Source organism: Novosphingobium sp. BL-A-28-Hi1-0D (genome assembly GCF_055521755.1).
In genome coordinates this window covers 271,623-291,659 of the sequence record NZ_JBVFVV010000002.1, presented here as the reverse complement: position 1 = coordinate 291,659, position 20,037 = coordinate 271,623, and the positions used below count along the sequence as shown (strand labels likewise).

Annotated in this window: 19 protein-coding genes; 10 read left to right on the top strand and 9 right to left on the bottom strand. The window is 64.7% G+C overall.

Annotation, left to right across the window (positions count from 1 at the left end; translation table 11 throughout):
• Entirely contained in the window at positions 1–1,587 is a 1,587-nt protein-coding gene (locus ACZ1JW_RS18960) for an FAD-binding oxidoreductase (RefSeq protein ID WP_465142896.1), read from the top strand.
• A gap of 168 nt (positions 1,588–1,755) precedes the next feature.
• Positions 1,756–2,679, top strand: a complete 924-nt coding sequence (locus ACZ1JW_RS18955) for a helix-turn-helix domain-containing protein (protein ID WP_465142895.1) — start codon at positions 1,756–1,758, stop codon at positions 2,677–2,679.
• Here the strand turns inward: ACZ1JW_RS18955 and ACZ1JW_RS18950 are convergent.
• The 5 genes from ACZ1JW_RS18950 to ACZ1JW_RS18930 form a co-directional block, all read right to left on the bottom strand.
• Positions 2,676–4,622, bottom strand: a complete 1,947-nt coding sequence (locus tag ACZ1JW_RS18950) for a CocE/NonD family hydrolase (protein WP_465142894.1) — start codon at positions 4,620–4,622, stop codon at positions 2,676–2,678. The genes ACZ1JW_RS18955 and ACZ1JW_RS18950 overlap by 4 nt on opposite strands.
• A gap of 100 nt (positions 4,623–4,722) precedes the next feature.
• Positions 4,723–5,907: an aromatic ring-hydroxylating oxygenase subunit alpha gene (locus ACZ1JW_RS18945; RefSeq protein WP_465142893.1), complete on the bottom strand. Its 1,185-nt coding sequence runs from the start codon at positions 5,905–5,907 to the stop codon at positions 4,723–4,725.
• 10 nt (positions 5,908–5,917) lie between these two features.
• Complete coding sequence (locus tag ACZ1JW_RS18940; RefSeq protein WP_465142892.1) at positions 5,918–7,327, bottom strand: aromatic ring-hydroxylating oxygenase subunit alpha; 1,410 nt, start codon at positions 7,325–7,327, stop codon at positions 5,918–5,920.
• 164 nt (positions 7,328–7,491) lie between these two features.
• Complete coding sequence (locus ACZ1JW_RS18935; RefSeq protein ID WP_465142891.1) at positions 7,492–8,019, bottom strand: VOC family protein; 528 nt, start codon at positions 8,017–8,019, stop codon at positions 7,492–7,494.
• Between the two features lie 27 nt (positions 8,020–8,046).
• Positions 8,047–8,808, bottom strand: a complete 762-nt coding sequence (locus tag ACZ1JW_RS18930) for an SDR family NAD(P)-dependent oxidoreductase (protein ID WP_465142890.1) — start codon at positions 8,806–8,808, stop codon at positions 8,047–8,049.
• Between the two features lie 142 nt (positions 8,809–8,950).
• On the opposite strand from ACZ1JW_RS18930, the gene ACZ1JW_RS18925 reads away from it, so the two are divergent.
• Both ACZ1JW_RS18925 and ACZ1JW_RS18920 read left to right on the top strand, forming a co-directional pair.
• The gene (locus tag ACZ1JW_RS18925) at positions 8,951–9,754 is read left to right on the top strand and encodes an SDR family oxidoreductase (RefSeq protein ID WP_465142889.1); all 804 of its coding nucleotides are present in this window, start codon (positions 8,951–8,953) and stop codon (positions 9,752–9,754) included.
• A 4-nt stretch (positions 9,755–9,758) separates the two neighbouring features.
• Positions 9,759–11,231, top strand: coding sequence for an FAD-dependent oxidoreductase (locus tag ACZ1JW_RS18920; protein ID WP_465142888.1), 1,473 nt, complete (start codon positions 9,759–9,761; stop codon positions 11,229–11,231).
• A 189-nt stretch (positions 11,232–11,420) separates the two neighbouring features.
• Here the strand turns inward: ACZ1JW_RS18920 and ACZ1JW_RS18915 are convergent, their stop codons facing one another.
• Positions 11,421–12,041, bottom strand: a complete 621-nt coding sequence (locus tag ACZ1JW_RS18915) for a TetR/AcrR family transcriptional regulator (RefSeq protein ID WP_465142887.1) — start codon at positions 12,039–12,041, stop codon at positions 11,421–11,423.
• 88 nt (positions 12,042–12,129) lie between these two features.
• On the opposite strand from ACZ1JW_RS18915, the gene ACZ1JW_RS18910 reads away from it, so the two are divergent.
• Complete coding sequence (locus ACZ1JW_RS18910) at positions 12,130–13,176, top strand: Rieske 2Fe-2S domain-containing protein (protein ID WP_465142886.1); 1,047 nt, start codon at positions 12,130–12,132, stop codon at positions 13,174–13,176.
• On the opposite strand, the gene ACZ1JW_RS18905 is transcribed toward ACZ1JW_RS18910, so the two are convergent.
• On the bottom strand, positions 13,173–14,792 hold the full coding sequence (locus ACZ1JW_RS18905; RefSeq protein ID WP_465142885.1) for an AMP-binding protein: 1,620 nt from the start codon (positions 14,790–14,792) through the stop codon (positions 13,173–13,175). The genes ACZ1JW_RS18910 and ACZ1JW_RS18905 overlap by 4 nt on opposite strands.
• 148 nt (positions 14,793–14,940) lie before the next feature.
• Here ACZ1JW_RS18905 and ACZ1JW_RS18900 point away from each other — a divergent pair, with 148 nt between their 5' ends.
• Genes ACZ1JW_RS18900 through ACZ1JW_RS18890 form a run of 3 tightly spaced genes read left to right on the top strand, consistent with a single transcriptional unit; the run spans position 14,941 to position 17,268 of the window.
• Entirely contained in the window at positions 14,941–16,119 is a 1,179-nt protein-coding gene (locus tag ACZ1JW_RS18900) for an aromatic ring-hydroxylating oxygenase subunit alpha (RefSeq protein ID WP_465126473.1), read from the top strand.
• Between the two features lie 13 nt (positions 16,120–16,132).
• Complete coding sequence (locus tag ACZ1JW_RS18895; RefSeq protein WP_465142884.1) at positions 16,133–16,924, top strand: sugar phosphate isomerase/epimerase family protein; 792 nt, start codon at positions 16,133–16,135, stop codon at positions 16,922–16,924.
• The gene (locus ACZ1JW_RS18890; protein ID WP_465126471.1) at positions 16,921–17,268 is read left to right on the top strand and encodes an EthD domain-containing protein; all 348 of its coding nucleotides are present in this window, start codon (positions 16,921–16,923) and stop codon (positions 17,266–17,268) included. Before ACZ1JW_RS18895 ends, ACZ1JW_RS18890 begins: the two co-directional genes overlap by 4 nt.
• Here ACZ1JW_RS18890 and ACZ1JW_RS18885 read toward each other — a convergent pair whose 3' ends face one another.
• Complete coding sequence (locus ACZ1JW_RS18885; protein ID WP_465142883.1) at positions 17,269–18,183, bottom strand: NAD(P)/FAD-dependent oxidoreductase; 915 nt, start codon at positions 18,181–18,183, stop codon at positions 17,269–17,271.
• A 222-nt stretch (positions 18,184–18,405) separates the two neighbouring features.
• On the opposite strand from ACZ1JW_RS18885, the gene ACZ1JW_RS18880 reads away from it, so the two are divergent.
• Positions 18,406–18,753, top strand: a complete 348-nt coding sequence (locus ACZ1JW_RS18880; RefSeq protein ID WP_465126469.1) for a DUF6481 family protein — start codon at positions 18,406–18,408, stop codon at positions 18,751–18,753.
• 104 nt (positions 18,754–18,857) lie between these two features.
• A complete protein-coding gene (locus tag ACZ1JW_RS18875; protein WP_465126468.1) occupies positions 18,858–19,490 on the top strand; it encodes a spermidine synthase in 633 nt (210 codons plus the stop codon).
• A 111-nt stretch (positions 19,491–19,601) separates the two neighbouring features.
• Here ACZ1JW_RS18875 and ACZ1JW_RS18870 read toward each other — a convergent pair whose 3' ends face one another.
• Complete coding sequence (locus ACZ1JW_RS18870) at positions 19,602–20,036, bottom strand: nuclear transport factor 2 family protein (protein ID WP_465142882.1); 435 nt, start codon at positions 20,034–20,036, stop codon at positions 19,602–19,604.
• Position 20,037 lies beyond the last annotated feature (1 nt).

Below are 20,037 nucleotides of genomic sequence, written 5' to 3'. Positions count from 1 at the left end.
ATGCCAGCCAAGAAGCCCGCCGCACCAGTCGCACCCGCAGCGCCTGAAGATCCCACCATCCTGCCCGCAGGCGTCAGCGCTGCCGACATGCATGCCGCGATCGCCAAGTTCGTCGCGATCCTCGGCCCCCAGAACGTGGTCACGGACGCCGATCACATCGCGCCCTACACCAAGGTGATGATCGCCGAGAGCGAGGACCTGCACCGCCCCTCGGCCGTGCTCTATGCCCGCGAAGTGAGCGAGATCCAGCAGATCCTCAAGGTCTGCAACGAATACAAGGTGCCGGTCTGGACGATCTCGACCGGTCGCAACTTCGGTTATGGCTCGGCCGCGCCGCAAAGCCCGGGCCAGGTCGTGCTCGATCTCAAGCACATGAACCGCATCCTCGAGGTCGATCCCGTGCTTTGCACAGCGCTGGTCGAACCGGGCGTCACCTACCAGCAGCTCAAGGACTACCTTGAAGAGAACGACATACCGCTGTGGCTGTCCTGCCCTGCCCCTTCCGCCATCGCCGGACCTGTCGGCAACACGCTGGATCGCGGCGTCGGCTACACGCCTTATGGCGAGCACTTCATGATGCAGTGCGGGATGGAAGTCGTCCTCGCCAACGGCGAAGTGCTGCGCACCGGCATGGGCGGGGTCGAAGGCACCAGCGCATGGCAGGTGTTCAAGTGGGGCTACGGGCCTTCGCTCGACGGCATCTTCACCCAGTCCAACTACGGCATCGTCACCAAGATGGGCATGTGGCTGATGCCCAAGCCCCCGGTCTACAAGCCGTTCTGCATCCGCTACGACAATGACGAGGACATCCACGACATCGTGGAAACCCTGCGCCCGCTTCGCATCGCCAACGTCATCCCCAACGCGATGGTCTTTGCCAACGTGATGTGGGAAGCGGCCGCCCTGATGCCGCGCAGCAAGTACTACGACGGCACCGGCGTCACGCCCGACAGCGTGCTCGAGGAGATCAAGGCCAAGGAGGGCCTTGGCGCCTGGAACGTCTATGCCGCGCTCTATGGCACCAAGGAGCAGGTCGAGGTCAACTGGCAGATCATCGCCGGTGCGATCAAGGCCAGCGGCAAGGGCAGGCTGATCACCGAGGAAGAGGCCGGCGACACCCAGCCCTTCAACTACCGCGCCAAGCTGATGCGCGGCGACATGACGCTGCAGGAATTCGGCCTCTATCGCTGGCGCGGTGGCGGCGGATCGATGTGGTTTGCCCCGGTCACCGCCGCCAAGGGCAGCGAAACGGTCGAACAGACCCGCCTCGCCAAGGAAATCCTCGGGCAATACGGGCTGGACTACGTCGCCGAATACGTCGTCGGCATGCGCGACATGCACCACATCATCGATGTGCTCTACGACCGCTCGGACCCGGACGAGATGGCCCGCGCCCACGAATGCTTCGCCAAGCTGCTCAGCGAGTTCGGCAAGCGCGGCTATGCGGTCTATCGCGTCAACACTGCCTTCATGGATCAGGCGGCCGACCTGTTCGGCCCGGTCAAGCGCAAGGTCGACCAGACGCTGAAGCGCGCGCTCGATCCCAACGGCATCCTTGCGCCGGGCAAGTCCGGCATCCGCATCTGAGACGCCTTTAGGCTCCGGGCCTGCCCCGCTTGGAGCCGCCCCACCCCGCCGCGACGCCTTCATACCCCACCGGGCGTCGCGGCTGGGACCTGCGGCACAAACCGCAGCCTGCAACGTTCTGTCCTTTGCGCAAGTGATCCAGATGGATAACAGTGCAAGAACAGGAACATGCAGGTCGCACAATCACCCACGCTTGGCGGTTCGGCACCGTCCGCAACCGCGCAAGCGGGCCGCATGGACTATTGGCGGCCGTGCGCTGAGCTTGATGGCCTCGTCAGCGGCTATCACCTCTATGCCGTCACTCCACCGCAAGGCGAAGTGCACCGCGACGTGTTCCAGCCGGCTTGGTTCAACTTGCGCATCCTGCTGGACCCGGCGACCCGCTGGCATGTCCGCTGCGGCGTCTCGGCACCGCTTCGCGTGCCGGATGTAGCGCTCTTCGGTCCATCGAGCGCGGCTTGCTGGTCGGAAAGCGAGGCGGGCACGGTCATCGGCGCCGGGATCACGCCCAGAGGCTGGGTCCGGCTGAGCGGAGTGCCGGCCAGAGACCTTGCCGATCACATCGTTCCGGCCCGCGATGTCTTCGGCCCGCAGGTCGAACGCCTTGCACGCGATTTGCGCATGAGCAGCGGCGGGCAGGACATTGCCCGCACTCTTGACCGGTGGTTCCTCGAACGGATGGTCTACCCCCCGAAGGACGACGAGCCGATCGTGCGCCTCGCCACCGCCTTGCTCGACCCCGGCCTGCGCACCGTAGCCCAGCTCTCTTCCAGCACCGGAGTTGCGCCACGGTCACTCGAACGGCTCAGCCTCAAGGCCTTCGGCTTTCCGCCCAAGCTCCTGCTGCGCCGCGCGCGCTTCCTGCGCTCGCTCCATGCGCTGATCAAGGGCGGGCCCGGACGGCGCGCGCTGGCCATCGATGCAGGCTACACCGACTATTCGCACTTCATCCGCGAAGCCCACGAGTTTCTCGGCATGAAGCCCACCCAGTTCCTCGAAGAGTGCGGACCGATGTTCACCCGCTCGCTACAGCTCCGCCAAGCCGTGCTCGGCGCACCGGCACAGGCGCTGACAGACAGCGCAAAAGCTTAGGGCGCCTTGGGCAGCGCAGTCCCCTCGGGCACGACCGGCAGCCACACAGCACTCGCATTCGCCCCGCCGCGCTCAAGCGTAATCGTCGCCTTCTGGTAGTCATCCTTCTTCGCAAGGAAGATATTGGGCACGAACTTCTGCGGGTTGCGATCGTAGAGCGGGAACAGCGAGGACTGGACCTGCACCATGATCCGGTGGCCGGGCTGGAACACGTGGTTCACCGTCGGCAGGCGGAATTTGTAGCGCTGCACCTTGCCCGCCGGAATCGCCGTGGGCTTGGCAAAGCTGTCGCGATAACGACCCCGGAAGATGTCGAGGCTGATCGGCAACTGATACCCGCCCATCTTGGGGTCCGAACCCGCAACCTCATCCGGGAACACGTCGATCACCTTGACCACGAAGTCGCCATCGGTGCCCGTGGTCTTGGCATAGAGATCGGCAGTCGGCGCGCCCGATACCCGCACGGCGCTGGTCAGGACCGGCGTCATGTAGGTCATCACATCAGGCCGACCATCAGCATGGCGCTGGTCGCTCACCAGCCAGTCGCCCCAGCGCCCATCGTTGAAGTTAACCGGGCGCGGCAGGTGCGGCACAGGCTTGTCAGGTTCGGAGACATAGCTGTCTTCTCCAACCCCACCCTTGTCGAAGCCCAACGCGCCGCCTGCCTGCAGAAAGATCGGTTTCAGCGGCGCGGCGCAGTCCTTCTCGCAGGACAGCGGCCACTGCGTCAGCTTGTCCCAGTGGTTTTCGCCAGTGTTGTAGATCGCCGCCTGCGGCAGGTTCGCCGCCGGGCCATCCTTCAGATACTGGTTGAACAGTGGCAGCACCATGTCCTCGCGGAACTGCTCTGCCGTGTCGCCATTCCACTTGAACGGCCCGAGTTCACGCCCCTCGCGGTTGACCTGGCTGTGGCGCCATGGCCCCATCACGAGGAAATTGTTGCCGGTTTTCCCCTTGGCCTTCAGCGCTTCCCAAGCAGTGATCGCGCCGTACATGTCCTCCTGGTCCCACAGCCCCTGCTCCCAGATCGTCGGCACGTTGGAAGGATTGGCCGCCAGCAGCTTGTCGAGCGCCTGACCCTGCCAGAATTCATCATAGGCCGTATGCTTGACCATCTTCTGCCATGCAGGAAGCTGGTCGAAGCCCGAATTCTTCGCCCACTCGTTGGCCCCGCCCATGCGGCGGAATTCTTCATAGTTGTCGTAGATCCCTGTCGCGGGATCCTCGCCCTTGCCCTTGTAGCCGGTCTGCGAACCGATCCAGCCGATGTTGGCAAGGCGGAACGCGCCATAGTGGAACCAGTCGTCGCCCATCCACCCATCGATCATCGGGCTTTCGGGCGCGGCCACCTTCAGCGCCGGGTGCGGGTTCAGCAGCGCCATGACCACGGTGAAGCCTTCATAGCTCGATCCGATCATGCCGACCTTGCCGTTCGATTCGGGCAGGTTGGCCTTGTTCACCAGCCAGTCGATCGTGTCGTAGGCATCGGTGACGTGGTCGGTCTCGGTCTTGTTCAGTTCGCCGCGCACCGGCCGCGTCACGATGTAATCGCCTTCGGAGCCATACTTGCCCCGGATGTCCTGATAGACGCGGATGTAGCCCGCCTTGACGAACGCCTCGTCGGCCAGCGGCAGGGTGGAGAGAATGTGCGGGCTGTCCATCCGGTTGGCCCGCGACTTTGCGTCATAGGGCGTGCGCGTCAGCACGATCGGCGCATTGGTCGTACCCTTGGGAAAGACGATCACGGTGTAGAGCTTCTTCCCGTCGCGCATCGGGATCATCACTTCGCGCTTTACATAGTCGCGCGCGTCCTCGGGCGGGGCGAACTTGGCCGGAATGTCGCTCGGCGGAAAGCTGTCCTGCGCCGCAACGCCTTGGCCTGCAAAGACAAATGCCGATGCGGCAAGAAGCAGGGCTGTGGCGGGGCGAAAACGATGCGTCATGCAGGGACCTTCCGGTTGCAGGAGAAACGACTCAGGCGGGCTGGCCGCGCCGAACGGTTACCTGCAAGGACCGGAAGGTCCAGTCAAATCAGCAGCTTCGCTATTCCTTCATCACCGGCCTCGGCGTCTGCCCGCTCTCGTCGAGATAATAGGCCACCCACTTGTGGAAGAACTGGTTGCCCGGCTCGTTGCGCCCGAAGGTCTGGTGCGTCATGGCGCCCGATTCCAGCCCGTTCTGCACCTTGAGTCCGAGGAAGTAGTCTTCCTCCTCCACCACATCGAAGAAGAAATCGCACATCGCATCGAGCGCGGCGAGGCCTTCCTCGGTCGCGGGCTTCACCGGGAAGATGTAGTTCATCACCGTGGTGTTCTGGTTCGCCTTCGGCCCCGGGAACAGCTGCGCCAACTGGCCCATTTCGGGCGCGAGGAAGAAGCTCATGTTGGGGAAGAGCATGCGGATGAAATCATACCCATTGTTCTCCTGCCTGCCCCATTCCTCGCGCGGCAGGTCCTTGAGCCGGGTGATCGCGTTCTGCGGGAAGCCCAGCCGGATATGCGGGCCGAAGCCCTCGTAGTTCGCCCGGTTCGAAGGGCTGCGCGTCGCCACCGTATTGGTGTGCGCCGCCTGAAAGTGGTAGCCTTCGAGATAGCCGTCATAGGCCACCTTCCAGTTCGCCCCCTTCATCGCGCGCGCCTTGTGGAAGTACCACGTCTCGAGGCGGAGCGCGGCGAAGTCCTCGTACATCCCGCCCATCCACTCGACGGCGTCGATCGGCAGGCCGGGAGTCAGGATCACGAAGATCAGCCCCGCCGCCTCGTCGCAAGGCAGCTCGGTCATGTTCAGCGTCGAACGATCCACGTCGCCAAACGTGCTCGCCTCGGCGATGCCCATCAGCTTGCCTTCGTTCGAGTAGGTCCAGCCGTGATACTGGCAGGCAAAGGCCTTGCAATTGCCCTTGCCTTCCTTGGCCAGATGCATCGCGCGGTGCTTGCACACGTTGAGGAACGCGCGCGCCTTGCCGTCCTTCCCCCGCGTGATCAGCACCGGCAGGCCCATGACCTCCATCGCCTTGTAGTCGTTTACCTCCGGCAGTTCGATGGTCAGCGCGAGCATCAGCGGCAGGCGCTTGAAGATTCTCGCGATCTCAGCCTCGAAGCGCTCCTCGCTGAGGTAATCCGCCACCGGCACCCGCATCACGTCAGCGGCCTGATCGGTCGTGCGCGTCTCGACGAAATGGAGCATCCGCTCGGCAGCGCGGGCGTATTTGTCGTAAAGTTCGGTCATCGGATTGGCCTCACTTGTTCAGATAGAAGTCGAGCGTCTGGTGGATGTGGCGGATGCGCACTTCCTGATAATCGGCGAGTTCGACGGCCTGGTTCTTGGAAACCTTCAGCCCCTCGTGGCACAGCGCCATGTTCTCGCTGTCCTGATCAAGCACCGCGCCCAGCACGCCGAGTTCGGGCGCATCGGCCCAGATCTGGTCATCGCCCAGCAAGTGCATCGGCACCCCAGCGGGCCGCTCCTGACCCTCCAGCACGCGAGCAATCACGCGCACTTCCATCAGGCACTTGTCCTGATCGGGCCAGGGCCGCCAGCGATAGACGATGTTGGGCATGAACCCGCCCCAAGGCGCAAAGTTCGGGAAGACGTTGTAGACCAGCGCGTCGAGCAGCTCGCTTTCCGAAACGCCCGAATAGTCCCCGCCGAACTGCTTTTCCGAAACCTCGCGCATCTTCTCGCCCAGTGCGGCACGGGCGCTTCGGCCCTCGGGCACGGCAATCGCGTAGTTGTCCTTGTCCTCGTCATAGTTGTCGGCGCTGCGGCCATTGTACTTGCGGAACTCGTCGATGATCCGCTGCTGCGGCCAGTGCTCGGCCTCGGCCTGCGCCTCGATATGCGGGCTGATCACGCCGAACGGGGTGTAGTTCACGTTCACGTGTCGGCCCAGCACGTGGTAGGCCGCATTGGCATCGCCGGTGAACGGCATCAGCTGCGGGTGCGTGACATAGGCGTGGTAGCTTTCCATGAAAGCCTCCATCGCGATCTTCCAGTTGGCAGGAATGACCTTGGCCACCCACGCCACCGTCACGCATTCCTCATGGCGCCAGCGCTTGAAGAACTCTGGCAGCGGATCGAGGTATTCCTCGATGGTTGGCCCTTCCGCATTATCGCGCACGAAGATGTAGCCGCCCCACTGTGCAAGGCTTGCCTCGGGCAGTTGCATCTTCTGGTCGGTCAGGTGGGCGAAGTCCCAGCGGCAAGGAATGTTGCGCAGAGACCCGTCCGGATTCCACGAAAAGCCATGGAACGGGCAGAGGAACTGCTCGGCACTTCCGCTGTCGGTCTTGAGCTTGCGCCCGCGATGGAGGCAAACGTTGTGGAACGCCTTTACGCTGCCATCCTCCTGCCGCACAATCAGGTACGAGCGGCCCGCGTTGTCATAAGTCACATAGTCGCCCGGCTCGGGCAGATCTTCCTCGCGCGCGGCGAACTGCCACACGTTGGGCCACATCTTCTCGCATTCTGCCTTGAAGAACTCGTGGCTGTAATACCGCGCCGCATCGATGGGTTCAGAGCCGAGATATTGCGACCGATCCTCGGCCATGAACGCGGGCGGAGCCACGTCATCTGCGCGAAGGATGTCTTCCCAGCTGGTGCCGGGGCATCGCGCCTGTTCGAACGCGCCGGGATCGCGGTCTGCCATGTCTTTCCTCTCTCATCCTTGGGGTGAGAAAGTGATGTCATGCCAAGGCCGGGAATCGTTTGACCGAGGTCAAGAACAGGGCGCCCGGACCCCTGCGCTTTTGGCTAGTTTCGGGCGTTTCCCCGGGGAAACAGGCAGATTGGTCTGTTTTCCAACAACGAAAGTCAGTTCGGTACGATCACGCCCTCGCCCTCGCGCCACACGGCGCGAATCTGCGGGTCGTCGTAGATTTCCATGATCTCGAACACGTTGCCGAAGAAGTCCCGGCAATAGGTCGCCGCATAGCCATGCTTGCGGCCCTCATCGTCCACCGTGATGCCTTCCATCAAAGGCGGCGCATGGACGCGGATCCCGGCTTCGAGCAGCCGCGCGTAGCAAGCCTGAACGTCGTCCACCTGCACCGCAAAATGGGTGTAGCCGTGATGGTTCACCCCGCGATCGGGGTCCTGCTTCTGCGGCTCGGGTGCCGAATACTCGAACACCTCGATATGCGCATTGCCCAGCCGGCACATGAACTGCCGCGCCGCGCTGCCTTTCAGCCCGATCACCTCGTCGATGAACGGATTGTCCCGCCATTCGAGCGGCGGCCCCACCTCGATCGCACCCAGCAGATCGAGGTAGAACGCCCGCGCCTTGTCGAGATCGGGGACCGAGACCCCGATGTGCTGGATCCCCTTGGCCCCGATGCTCATGGTCTGGCCCTCAGAACTGCCAGCCCGTCAGAACTGGACGCGCTTGGTAAAGCCGCCGTCGATCACGAGGTTGGTGCCGGTGGTGTAGGACGAAGCCGGGCTGGCAAGGAACACCACGGCCTTGGCCACATCATCCGGCGCCCCGAAGCGCCCGAGCGCAAAACCGCTCTTGACCGACTTGTAGAGTTCGGGCGCAGCACCCTCGATCACGTCCCAGCTTCCGCCCGAGAACTTGATCGGGCCCGGCGAAACCGCGTTCACGCGAATGCCCTTTGGCCCCAGCGCCTGCGAAAGCTGCCCGGCATAGACGATCAGCGCACCCTTCAGCGCATTGTAGCCCTGCGGCACGATGAACGTCTCAAGCCCTGCGGTCGAGGAGAGGATCACGATCGAACCGTCATCCGACTTTTCGAGGTACTTCTCCAGCACTTCCACGCCGATCACCGATCCCATGATGTCGTGGTCGAGGCCCTTCTGCCAGTCGCCCGTCTGACCCGAGCCTGACGTCGAGATCATCGGGATGAAGATGTCGCAACCGCCCAGTTTCTCGGCCGCGTCGGTCAGCCATGCGCGATAGGCATCGTGGCCCTGATCCATATCGAAGGCCGATCCGAAGACCTTGCCGCCATGCTTCTCGAGGCTGGCCGCCGCTTCGGCGACCTGTTCGGCATTGCGCGAGCAGAACGCGATGTCCGCACCTTCGGATGCAAGAATTTCCGCCGTTGCCCGCCCGATGCCGCGGCTGCCGCCGGTCAGGATGACCTTCTTGCCCTTGAGTCCGAGATCCATCTTGTTGCTCCTCTATCCCGTGCAGATTCCGTTGCAGCGTTCTTGAAGGGGGCAGCCATGCCAAGCCACTCCCCTTTTGAACAGGAAATGTCCGACGGCCTGTGGTGGTAGCCAGAGCCAAACGCGATTGGGAGCGAGGAATATGCGTCTCGAAGGCAAGACCGCCGTGGTGCTTGGCGCCAGCAGCGAAGGCAACATGGGCCAGGTCATCGCCCAGCGCCTGATGGACGAAGGCGCGCATGTGCTCGTCGCAGGCCGCAAGGAAGCCGTGCTCAAGGACTTCGCGACGCGCACCGGCTGCGAATGGACCGCCTGCGACATCACCGATGAAGCCAGCGTCAACGCCCTTGCCGATACCGCAGCCGAAAAGCTCGGCGGCATCGACATCGCGATCAACGCCACCGGCTGGGGCCTGCTCAAGCCCTTCCTCGAAGTCACCCGCGAAGAGCTTGACGCGATGAGCGCGCTGCAACTCGTCGGCCCGCACCAGTTCTTCCAGGCGATGATCCGCAAGATGGCCAGGTCGCTTGGCGGGCGCGGCGGTTCGCTGATGACGATCAGCTCGGCCACCGCCACGATCATGCTCAACGATCACGCGATCTACATGGGCACCAAGGCGGGCACCGACCACATCATCCGCTGCATCGCCCACGAATTCGGGGCCGACGGCATCCGCGCCAACTCGATCTCGCCCGGCCTTACCGACACGCCGATGAACGCCGATGCAAGCCAAGTCCCCGGCCTGTTCGAATCGTTCCGCAATTCCTACCCGCTCGGCCGCTGGGGCACGTCGGAAGACGTCGCCGCCGCCGTGGTCTTCCTCGCCAGCGACGAATGCTTCATGACCGGCGAGAACCTGCAGGTAAACGGCGGCCTGACCCTGCGCCGCAACCCCACCCGGGACGAGATCAACGCTTCGGTCGCCAAGGCAATGGGACAGGCTTGATCCAATGACGCAGGCAGTGGAAATTCCCGAAGTGATCCGTCCGGTCGACGTGGCGGAGTGGGAACAGGAGGTCGACGTCGTCGTCGCAGGACAGGGCGCGGCGGGCACTTGCGCCGCGCTCGAGGCGCACCGTGCCGGAGCGAAGGTCCTGATCATCGAGCGTGCCTCGGGCGGCGGCGGGGCCAGCGCGCTGTCCTCGGGAATCTGGTATCTCGGCGGCGGCACGGCAGTCCAGCAGGCCGCAGGCTATGACGACGACGCCGAACAGCTCGCCGCGTTCCTGCTCGCCAGCTGCGATCCGCTCGATCCCAATGCGGCAATTGCCTTTGCCAACGACTGCAAGGACCACTTCGACTGGCTCGAAGCCCAGGGCGTGCCGTTCGAGCGCACCTACTACCCCGGCAAGGCGGTTTGGCTGGAGGACACCACCTGCCTGATGTGGACCGGCAACGAGAAGGCCTGGCCCTATCGCGATGCTGCCCGCCCCGCCCCGCGCGGCCACAAGGTCGCGGGCGTCGGCGAGAATGCAGGCTCGGCGGGCATGAAGCCCCTGCTCGAACGCTGCGAGGCCGAGGGCATCGCCGCAATCTATGACAGCGCAGTGATCGCGCTGGTGCAGGACGAGGACGATGGCCGCGTCGTCGGCGTCAAGGTGCGGCAGACAGGCCGCGAGTTCTTCGTCCGCGCGCGGCGCGGCGTGATCGTTGCCTGCGGCAGCCACAACATGTGCGAGCCGCTCATCAAGCAGCATCTGCCGCTGCTGACCGAGACGAGCGAACCGCTCGGCATCCCCAGCAACGATGGCGCGGGCGTGCGCCTCGGCCTTTCCGCTGGCGCGCATGCCGTGGCGATGGACGGCGTGATCCCCACCGCGTCGATCTATCCGCCCGGCCAGCTGATCAAGGGCATCGTCGTCAACCGCAACGGCGAGCGCTTTGTTTCGGAAGACGTCTACCACGGCCGCCTCGGCAACTTCGTGATGGAGCAGCCGGGCCAGACCGCCTACCTGATCGTCGACAGCGAAGTCTTCGCCTACCCCGAAAATCCACTGGCCAAGCACTCGCTGGTCGATGGTTGGGAAACGGTAAAGGATATGGAAGCGGGCCTCGCCCTGCCCCAAGGTTCGCTGGTCGAGACGATGCACGCCTACAACGCCGATGCTGCCAGGGGCGTGGACTCGCGCTTCCACAAGCATGCCGATTGGCTCAAGCCGCTCGATGTCGGCCCCTATGCCGCCTTCGACATCAGCTTCGACAAGTCGCACTACCTGTTCATCACGCTGGGCGGGATCAAGACCGACGCGACCGGACGGGCGCTCGACCTGAAATCGAACACCATCCCCGGCCTCTACGTGGTGGGCGCCAGCGCCGCGCACATCCCGCGCACCGGCAAGGCCTATGCTTCGGGCCTCAGCCTCGGGCCGGGGTCCTACTTCGGTCGCCGCGCCGGTCGCCACGCGGCAGGTGCCAACTGGTGAAGGCGGCAAAGAGCTTTTCGGCCTCGGCCAGCACTTGCGCGAAACTGCACTGCCCTCGCCATGGACGAATGCTTCATGACCGGGACCTGCAGGTGAACGCTGCCTGACCCCGCGCCGCAACCCCAAGCGCGACGAAATCAACGCAGCGACAGCAAGTACAATGGCCGGGGCTATGGCAGAAGGCTGATATCAGCCCTTCTGCAGCAAGGGCCGCAGAAGCAGGTCGATATAGCGTGACAGTTCGGGCTCGCAGGTGGGATCGCAGCCACTGAGCCCGACGAAATAGTCGCGCGTGCCGAACGCCAGCAACGCGCCGCCCAGCAGGCTCATGTAAGCCGCCGCCGCGCTGGCGCCCGAGAGCAGACCTTCAGCTTCCAGTTCGGCAAAGAGCGGACGCAGGATTTCCCACACCGGCACGCCGAAGCTTTGCGCGACCCAGTCGTGCCGCTCGCCCGAGACCGAGAACTCCTGCAGCATCAGACGCGTCAGCCGGGGGTTTGCCGCAAAGCTGCGCAGCAAGGCCGTCAGCATCGCGGGCAGGACGTCTCGTGCCGGCCGCCCGCCAGGCTGTTCCAGCGCAGCCCGCAGCACGCCTTCACCATCGCGCGCAAACGCCTCGATCACCGCCTGCCACAACAGGCGCTTCGTCGGGAAGTAGTAGGCCAGATGCCCCGGCTCGATCCCGGCGGCCGCGGCAATCCTGCGCGTGCTCGCGCCTTCATAGCCTTCCTCGGCAAAGACCTCGAGCGCCGCCTCGAGAATGGCTTCGCGATTGGCGGCAGGGGCATAGCGGGCAGGTCTGGCTGTCATGATCGAGGGATGCCACGGACTTTGGCAATTGACAAACATCTTTGGCAAATGCCAAACAATACGGCAACGAGACTCCGGGAGAAGACCTATGCACCCTCTCAAGACGCGCCAGCCCTGGCCCCGCAACCAGTGGTGGGCTGCGGCCTATTCCTCTGAAGTCACGCGCGAACTGCTGGGCCGGACCATCCTTGGCGAACGGGTCATCCTCTACCGCACCGAACAGGGCGATGCGGTGGTCCTGTCGGGCCTGTGCCCCCACCGCGCCTTTCCGCTCGAGAAAAGCTGCCTCGTGGGGGACAGCGTGCGCTGTGGCTACCACGGGTTCACTTTCGCCGCGTCCGGCGCGCTCGAAGCTGTGCCGACGCAAACCGCGCTGCCAACGGGCGCGGACCTGCGCCGTTATCCCGTGGCCGAACGCGGCGGCCTCGTGTGGGTCTGGACCGGCGCGCAAGATTTGGCAGACGAGGCGCTCCTGCCTGACATGGAAGCCATGGGCTCCGGCAATCCGGCATGGGCCACCGAACAGCACATGCCCGCCAGAATCGCCGCCCGCTACACCTTGCTGATCGACAACCTGCTCGATCTCAGCCACGTCAGCTTCATCCATGCCGACACGATTCCGGCGGGAGACAAGGTCGCCAGCCTTCCGGTGGAACTTGTCGAAACGCCACAAAGCCTCAACGTCCGCCGCATCGGCAAGGCGCTGCCGTCGAACCCCTTCTTCAAGCTGATGTTTCCCGAGCACGATGGCCCGCTCGACCAGTCCTTCGACGCCGAATACTTCGGCCCGCACCTGATCCGCACCGGCGGCGATCTCTTCGACAGCAGCAGCGGCCAGCGGCTAGGCACCCAGAACTACCTGCATGTCATCACGCCGGAAACGCCGGGATCGCTGCATTACTTCGTGATCACCTCGCGCGATTTCGCCACCGACAACCCGGCGCTCGGCAAGATCCATGTCGACATGGGCCTGCGCATCCAGCCGCAGGACAAGGCCGCGATCGAGGCGATCGAACTGGTCCTGCAGGGGCTGGACACCCCGCCAAGGGAAATCTCGGCTCGCTGCGATACCGGCGCACTCAAGGTCCGCCACCGCCTCGAAAGCCAGATTCGCGCCGAGGAGAACGCGGCCTAGAGCACTTTCCGGGCAATATCCGCCCGCAACTGATCCTTGCGCACCTTGCCGCTGGCCGTGCGGGGAAAGTCCTCTACGAACTCGAAGCGCTCGGGGATCTTCTGCTTCGCCATTCCCGAAGCGCCGACATGCGCGACCAGCGTCGCCGCATCGGCCTCGCCTGCAAGGATCACATAGGCACACACGCCCTCGCCCAGCCGCTCATGCGGCATGGCGACAACGGCAGCTTCCTTCACCGCCGGATGGCCGTGGAGCACGTCCTCGATCTCCTTGGCCGAGATGTTCTCGCCGCCCCGGATGATCAGGTCCTTCTTGCGCCCGGTGATCGTCACCGCGCCCCGCTCGTCCAGCACGCCAAGGTCGCCAGTGCGGAAGAAGCCGTCGGGCGTGATCGCCTCGGCGGTCTGCGCGGCGTCGGCATAGCCCATCATCATGCCCGGCCCGCGCGCAAGGATCTCGCCCTCGGCCCCGCGCGACAGATCGTTATCCTCGTGGTCGACGATGCGCACTTCGTAATCGACCACTTCGCCATCGGTCGTCGCCGCCAGATGCTCGTCATGCGGCCAGCCGAACGTCACCAGCGGCACTTCGGAGGCGCCGAACACGCGGAAGGCGCGGGCGTTGTCGAAGGCCGCATTGGCTGCCGGAATAAGGTCCGCCGGAACTGCCGCCCCGCCACAGGCAAAGAAGCGGAAGCTCGGCAGACCCGTGCCCGCAGCCCGTGCCGCCGCCGCCAGTTCCACCAGAAACGGCGTCGCCGCAACCGTCCCCACGCAGGCATGCTGCTCGATCAGCGCCAGCGCATCGGCTGCGTTCCACGCCTCCATCAGCACCGAACGGATGCCGCAAATGAACGGCGCTTCCAGCCCGTTGGCATAGCCCGAAACATGCGTGACTGGCGAAGGCATCAGCGTCGCCTCGCCCTCGGCGAGCCCCCAGTGTTGCCCACTTGCCGCGACGATATGCGCCAGCGTGCAATGGCTGTGCAGCACACCCTTGGGCCGCCCGGTCGTGCCCGACGTATAGAGCACCATCTTCACGCCCATCGGATCGACCTGCGGCGCCTCGAACGACATGCCCCGCCCGGCCTCGACCAGCGCGCCAAAGTCATCCGGCCCGCTCCCGCGCACCGTGAACACATGGGCCAGGTCCGGCAGCGCCTGCTGGCACCTGCGCGCCATCGCTGCATAATCGACCTTGCGGAAAGTCTCGGGCACGAAGATCGCCGCCGCGCGGCAATCGCCCAGCATCATCGTCACTTCGGCATCGCGATAGATCGGCACGATCGGATTGACGACAAAGCCCGAAAGCGCCGCCGCCAGATTGATCACCGCCGCCTCGCGCCAGTTGGGCACCTGAAACGCGATAACATCGCCGGCGCGCAACCCCCGCGCATGAAGCGAGGCGGACAGCGCCTCCGCCTCGGCCAGCACTTGCGCAAAAGTGTACTGCCCCTCGCCATCGATGAAGCAGACGAAATCAGGCGTCGCCGCCGCCCGCTCGCGCGCCAGATCGGCCAGAGTCCTGCCCGCCCAGGCTCCGCTCGCGGCAAAGGCCTGCTGATGCGGGGAGGGAATCGGCAGCCAGTCCCAGGGCTTTTCACTGTTCTCGTTCATGGCGTGGCTTGTTCCAAGCGCGAAGCTGCTTCAGCAATTGGCGAAAAGGCGAGTAACCTATCGCCAATCACAGCTTCCCCCATGACGCAGCCCACGGCATGGTCTTGGCAACATTCGGCCAAAAGGCCACGGAGAGGCACCAGATCCCATGGACCGTATCGAGCGTATCGGACAAGTCGCTGAAATCATGCGCGACTATGTCGAGAACAAGCAGACCTTCCTCACCACGACGACCAAGCGCGTCCCCGTCCGCAGCTATACCGATCCGGACCAGTGGAAGGCCGAGATGGAGCTGGTGTTCAAGCGCGTGCCGCTGATGCTCGCCTTCACCGCCGAACTGCCCAATCCAGGCGATTACAAGGCGATGGACGCCGTCGGCATGCCGGTGCTGATCAACCGCGACAAGACCGGAAAGGTCCGCGCCTTCCTCAACGTCTGCTCGCATCGCGGCGCGCCGGTTGCCAGTGAAGGCCACGGCAATTGCCCGCGCTTCACCTGCAAGTACCACGGCTGGACCTTCGGCCAGGACGGCAAGCTGATCGGCATTTCCGAAGCCAGCAAGTTCGGCGAAGTCCACAAGTCCGAAATGGGCCTGCGCGAACTGCCGTGTCAGGAGAAGGCCGGGATGATCTTCGTCGTCCTGACGCCCAATGCCCCGATCGATGTCGATGCCTATTTCCGCGGCTTCCTCGACGATTTCGAAGCGCTCGATTTCGGCAAGTGGACCTACATGGGCAGCCGCGTGATCGAGGGCGCCAACTGGAAGATCGCTTACGACGGCTATCTCGAAGGCTACCACTTCGCCTCGCTCCACCCCGAAACGATCTTCCCGCGCACGCCGTCCAACTGCATGCACTACGAAGGCTTCGGTCCGCACCAGCGCATCGGCTTCCCGCACCACCGCATTGCCGAGGCCCTGAAGGATGTGCCGCGCGAAGAGTGGGGCACGCAGGAGAACAACGGCTTCGATTTCGTCCGCATCATGTTCCCCAACGTATCGGCCTTCATCGCGCCCGAGATCACCCAGGTCGCCCAGCTCTTCCCCGGACCGACGCCGGGCGAAAACCGCACCGTGCTGAACTACCTGCGCCGCGAACCCATCCGCGACGAGGAGGATCGTGCCAACGTCGAAGCCGCGATGAACTTCTTCCGCGACGTGACCTATACCGAAGACTACCTGATCGGCCTCGAAATCCAGAAGGGCCTCGAAACCGGCGCGCACGACGATCTCGTCTTCGGCCGCAACGAACGCGGCAACCAGTACTTCCACGAATGGCTGGACTGGTATCTGCAGGACGATCCGGACCTCCCCGAACCCCAGATGTGAGAACCTCGGGCAAATGAACCCGATCAGTCTGGCCTCGGGCGTCGTCCCCGAATTCGGCCCTGTCGACACCATCGAAGCCGCCCGCGCAGGCGGCTTCGACATGGTCGGCCTCTGGGTCGATCCACTGGAATGGACCGCCGCCCACACCCGCGATGCCCGCACCGCGCTTGCCGCCACGGGACTTCCGCTGCTCGATGTCGAGGTGATCTGGCTCAAACCCGACGTCCCGCTCGACGGTCACCGCAAGGTCATCGACGTCGGCGCGGAACTTGGCGCGCGCAACGTCCTGTGCGTTTCGTCCGACCCTGACCACGCCCGCACCGCCGCCCAGCTTTTCGACCTATGCCGCCACGCCGAAGGCAGCGGCATCCGCGTCGCGCTGGAATTCGGCATCTTCACCGAAGTGAAGACCCTCACCGCCGCGCTCGCCATTCTGGACCGGATAGACCACCCGCTCAAAGCCCTGCTGATCGACCCGATCCACGTCGACCGCTCCGGCTCGTCCATCGCGCAGATCGCCCAGCTCGACCCCGCACTCCTGCCCTACGCCCAGTTCTGCGATGCCCCCGCCGCGCGCCCCGATCCTGCAGACTTCGACGCGGTGATCCACGATGCGATCAACTTGCGCGAACAATGCGGTGAAGGCGCCCTGCCGCTGGCAGCGCTCTACCACGCACTGCCGCCCGGCATCCCGCTGGCCATAGAACTGCGTTCCGAAGTCTTGCGCGATGCCTTCCCGCACCCCGCCCTGCGCGCCGCCGCCGTGGCCGAAGCCACGCGCCGCTGGCTCGACGCCCACGCATGACCATCACCGTCCTCACCCTGCTCAAGCGCCGCGATGGCATGAGCAAGACAGATTTCATCGCATACTATGAAAGCCGCCACCGCCTGATCGGGGAGAAGGTGCTCAAAGGCTGGGCCACCCGCTACCAGCGCAACCACCTCCACCCGCTGGACGGCACCGACCAGCCCCACGATTTCGATGTCGTGCTCGAGATCGACTTCCCCGACCAGCAAACCTGCGACGCCTGCTTTGCCGCCATGGCCGATCCCGCCATCATGGCCGAGATCGTCGAGGACGAGGAACGCCTGTTCGACCGCACCCGCATGCGCACTTACCGCGTCGAGGCCCACGCCTCGCAGTTCTGATCAGCGCAGCAGGGGGGCAATCTCGCACAAATCGTTGCGGATCGCCGTCGCGGCCACGCCTGCCTGCCCCATCGCATGGCTGATCTGGTCCAGCCCCCGCGTCACGTCGCCCGCCGCATAGAGCCCCTTCACGCTCGTCCGCTGGTGCGCGTCGATCTCGATGCAGCCTTCCGAATTCGCCTTCGCCCCCAGCGCCAGCGCCAGTTCCGACCGGATCACCGAACCCAACGCCGGATAGACCGTGTCGAACGCCAGCGCCTCACACGGCGACGGCACGACGATAGCCTCACACTCGATCCGCAAACGCGCGCAAGGTCCGCCGACAAGCGTCACGCCCAGCCGCTCAAGTTCCGCCCGCTCCCCGGCATCCAGCTCATGCTCGCCTTCAGGCGAAACAAGCGTGACGTCCCGCGAAAAGCCGCGCAGGAACAGCGCCTCCCCATGGCCCCGGCTGCCCGTACCGATCACCCCGATGCGCTGGTCGCTTGCCTCATAGCCATCGCACACCGGGCAATAGCGCAACAATCCCCGCGCCAGCGCCTCGTCGTGAACCTCGTCGGCCATCGGTGGCCGATTGTTGACCACGCCCGTGGCCAGCAGAACGCTCCTCGCCGCCCACGCGTTGCCATCAGCCGAGGCGCGAAACCCCAGCCCTTCACGCACCAGACTCTCTACTTTCGCCGTCTGCACTTCCACCCCGAACTCCGCCGCCTGCTCGCGCATGAGCCGCAGAAGTTCTGTCCCCGCGATCCCGCCCGGATGGCCGGCATGGTTGTGCGTGCGCGGAATCATCGCGGCGCGGCTGTGCCCGGCATCGATCACCGCGATGCGCAAGTGAAAGCGCGCAAGGTAGATCGCTGCGGTCAGGCCTGCAGGTCCGGCGCCGATGATCAGGCAATCGAGTGGCTGTTCCATCCCCGCCCAAACCGGTCGCGCCCTTATGGTTCCATCCTCGCCATCTTGCATGGCGCTAGTCAAAGCCCGCCACATCGTGCTAGGGGCACCCTTGCAAACTTGCCGATGGCGCAAATTCAGGCACTTGGCTGCCTTGTGCCGATAGATCCAAGCCCTTGCATCAGCGGCGAAGCGCTCCGCCTCGCCTGACGTCACTTCAATTCCCAAGGTCTTCGATTACAGATGGCAGGATACAAGGAACCCGGTTTCAACGACCGCATCGCCGCAGCTGCAGCTGCGCGTGAAAAGGCGCTCGCCAAGTTGAAGGCCAAGCCCGCCCCCGATCCGGCAGCGCTTGCCGCCGCCGCCGCCAAGGCCGAAGCCAAGGCCGCTGAACGCGAAGCCGCTCAGGCCGCCCGCCGCGCCGCTGCCTTGGCCAAGGCCGAAGCCAAAGCCGCCGAGGAAGCCGCCCAGCGCCAGGCAGAGATCGACGCCGAGGCTGCGCTTGCCGCGCAGACCGAAATGACCGAAGCCGAACGCAAGGCTGCCCGCGACGCGCGCTATGCTGCGCGCAAGGCCCGCAAGAAGTAGTCCGGATCATCGCAAGCACAGAAAAGACGTCCGCCCCGGCGTCGTCAGACACATGGGCCGGACACGACTGGATCGACACCACGTTCGTTCCGGGCGGAGGCGAGATGCGCCTGATGCAGCGCGGTGATGAATTCACCATCCTGCTGGCCGATGCCGAACTCATGGGCACGCGCGTCAGCGCCTCCGAACAGTCGCTCGCCACGATGGCGCAGGAACGCCTCGGCGCGCGGCCCGGTGCGGAATGGCTGATCGGCGGCTACGGCATGGGCTTCACCCTGCGCGCCGCACTCGCCTGCCTGCCAAAGGACGCCGTGGTCACAGTCGCCGAGATCGTGCCCGAAATCATCCGCTGGGCGCGCGGACCGATGCACGCGCTCACCGCCGGTTGCCTCGACGACCCGCGCGTGGTCGTGGTGGATGACGACGTGGCGATGCTGATCGGCTCGGCGCGCGAGGCCTACGACGCGATCCTGCTCGACGTGGACAACGGCCCCGAAGGCCTGACCTGCGACGACAACGACGCGCTCTATCACCCCAAGGGCATCCGCGCCGCTCTGGCCGCGCTTCGCCCCGGCGGCATCCTCGCCGTCTGGTCAGCCTGGCCCGACGACGGTTTCGCCCTGCGCCTCCACGATGCCGGTTTCGACGTCGACGAGGAAGTGGTCGAAGAATGCGCGACCGGCACCGGCGCCAAGCACGTCATCTGGTTCGCGCGCAAGCCTCAGGGCACGGCGTAGCATCCTTCGACAAGCTCAGGATGAGCGACAGGAATCCCTTTGATTCCCGCTCATTCTGACGAACCTCGCTCATGCTGAGCCCGTCGAAGCACTATCAGCACAAAGCAAAGCTCAATCCGCAAACACCGTGCGATAGGACCGGCGCGTGAACTTCCACGCGCCGTCGATCCGCTTCAGCTCATCGTCATACCGCCCGGTGGCGTGGATGCGCTTTCCCGTGGCGGGATCGTCGAAGATCTCGATGGTATAGGCGATCGCCCTGGCCGCGTCGCCATCGACCTCGATGGAACCGGGCTGCATGAAATAGACCATCGGCTTGGTGCAGTTGTCGAGCCCGTAGTGCTTCATCGATTCCGACCACCCGGCAACGATTGCCGCCTTGCCGGAAAAGCCGCCAAGGTCGGGATACTCGGGCAGCTCCCAATAGGCATCCTCCGCCCAGATCGATCCCCACAGCTCGGCGTCGAGCGTCATCACGCCATGGGCGTGCGTGTCCATCAGTTCGCGGATCGCCACGCGATCCTCGACAGGTCCGGTAAACGGCATC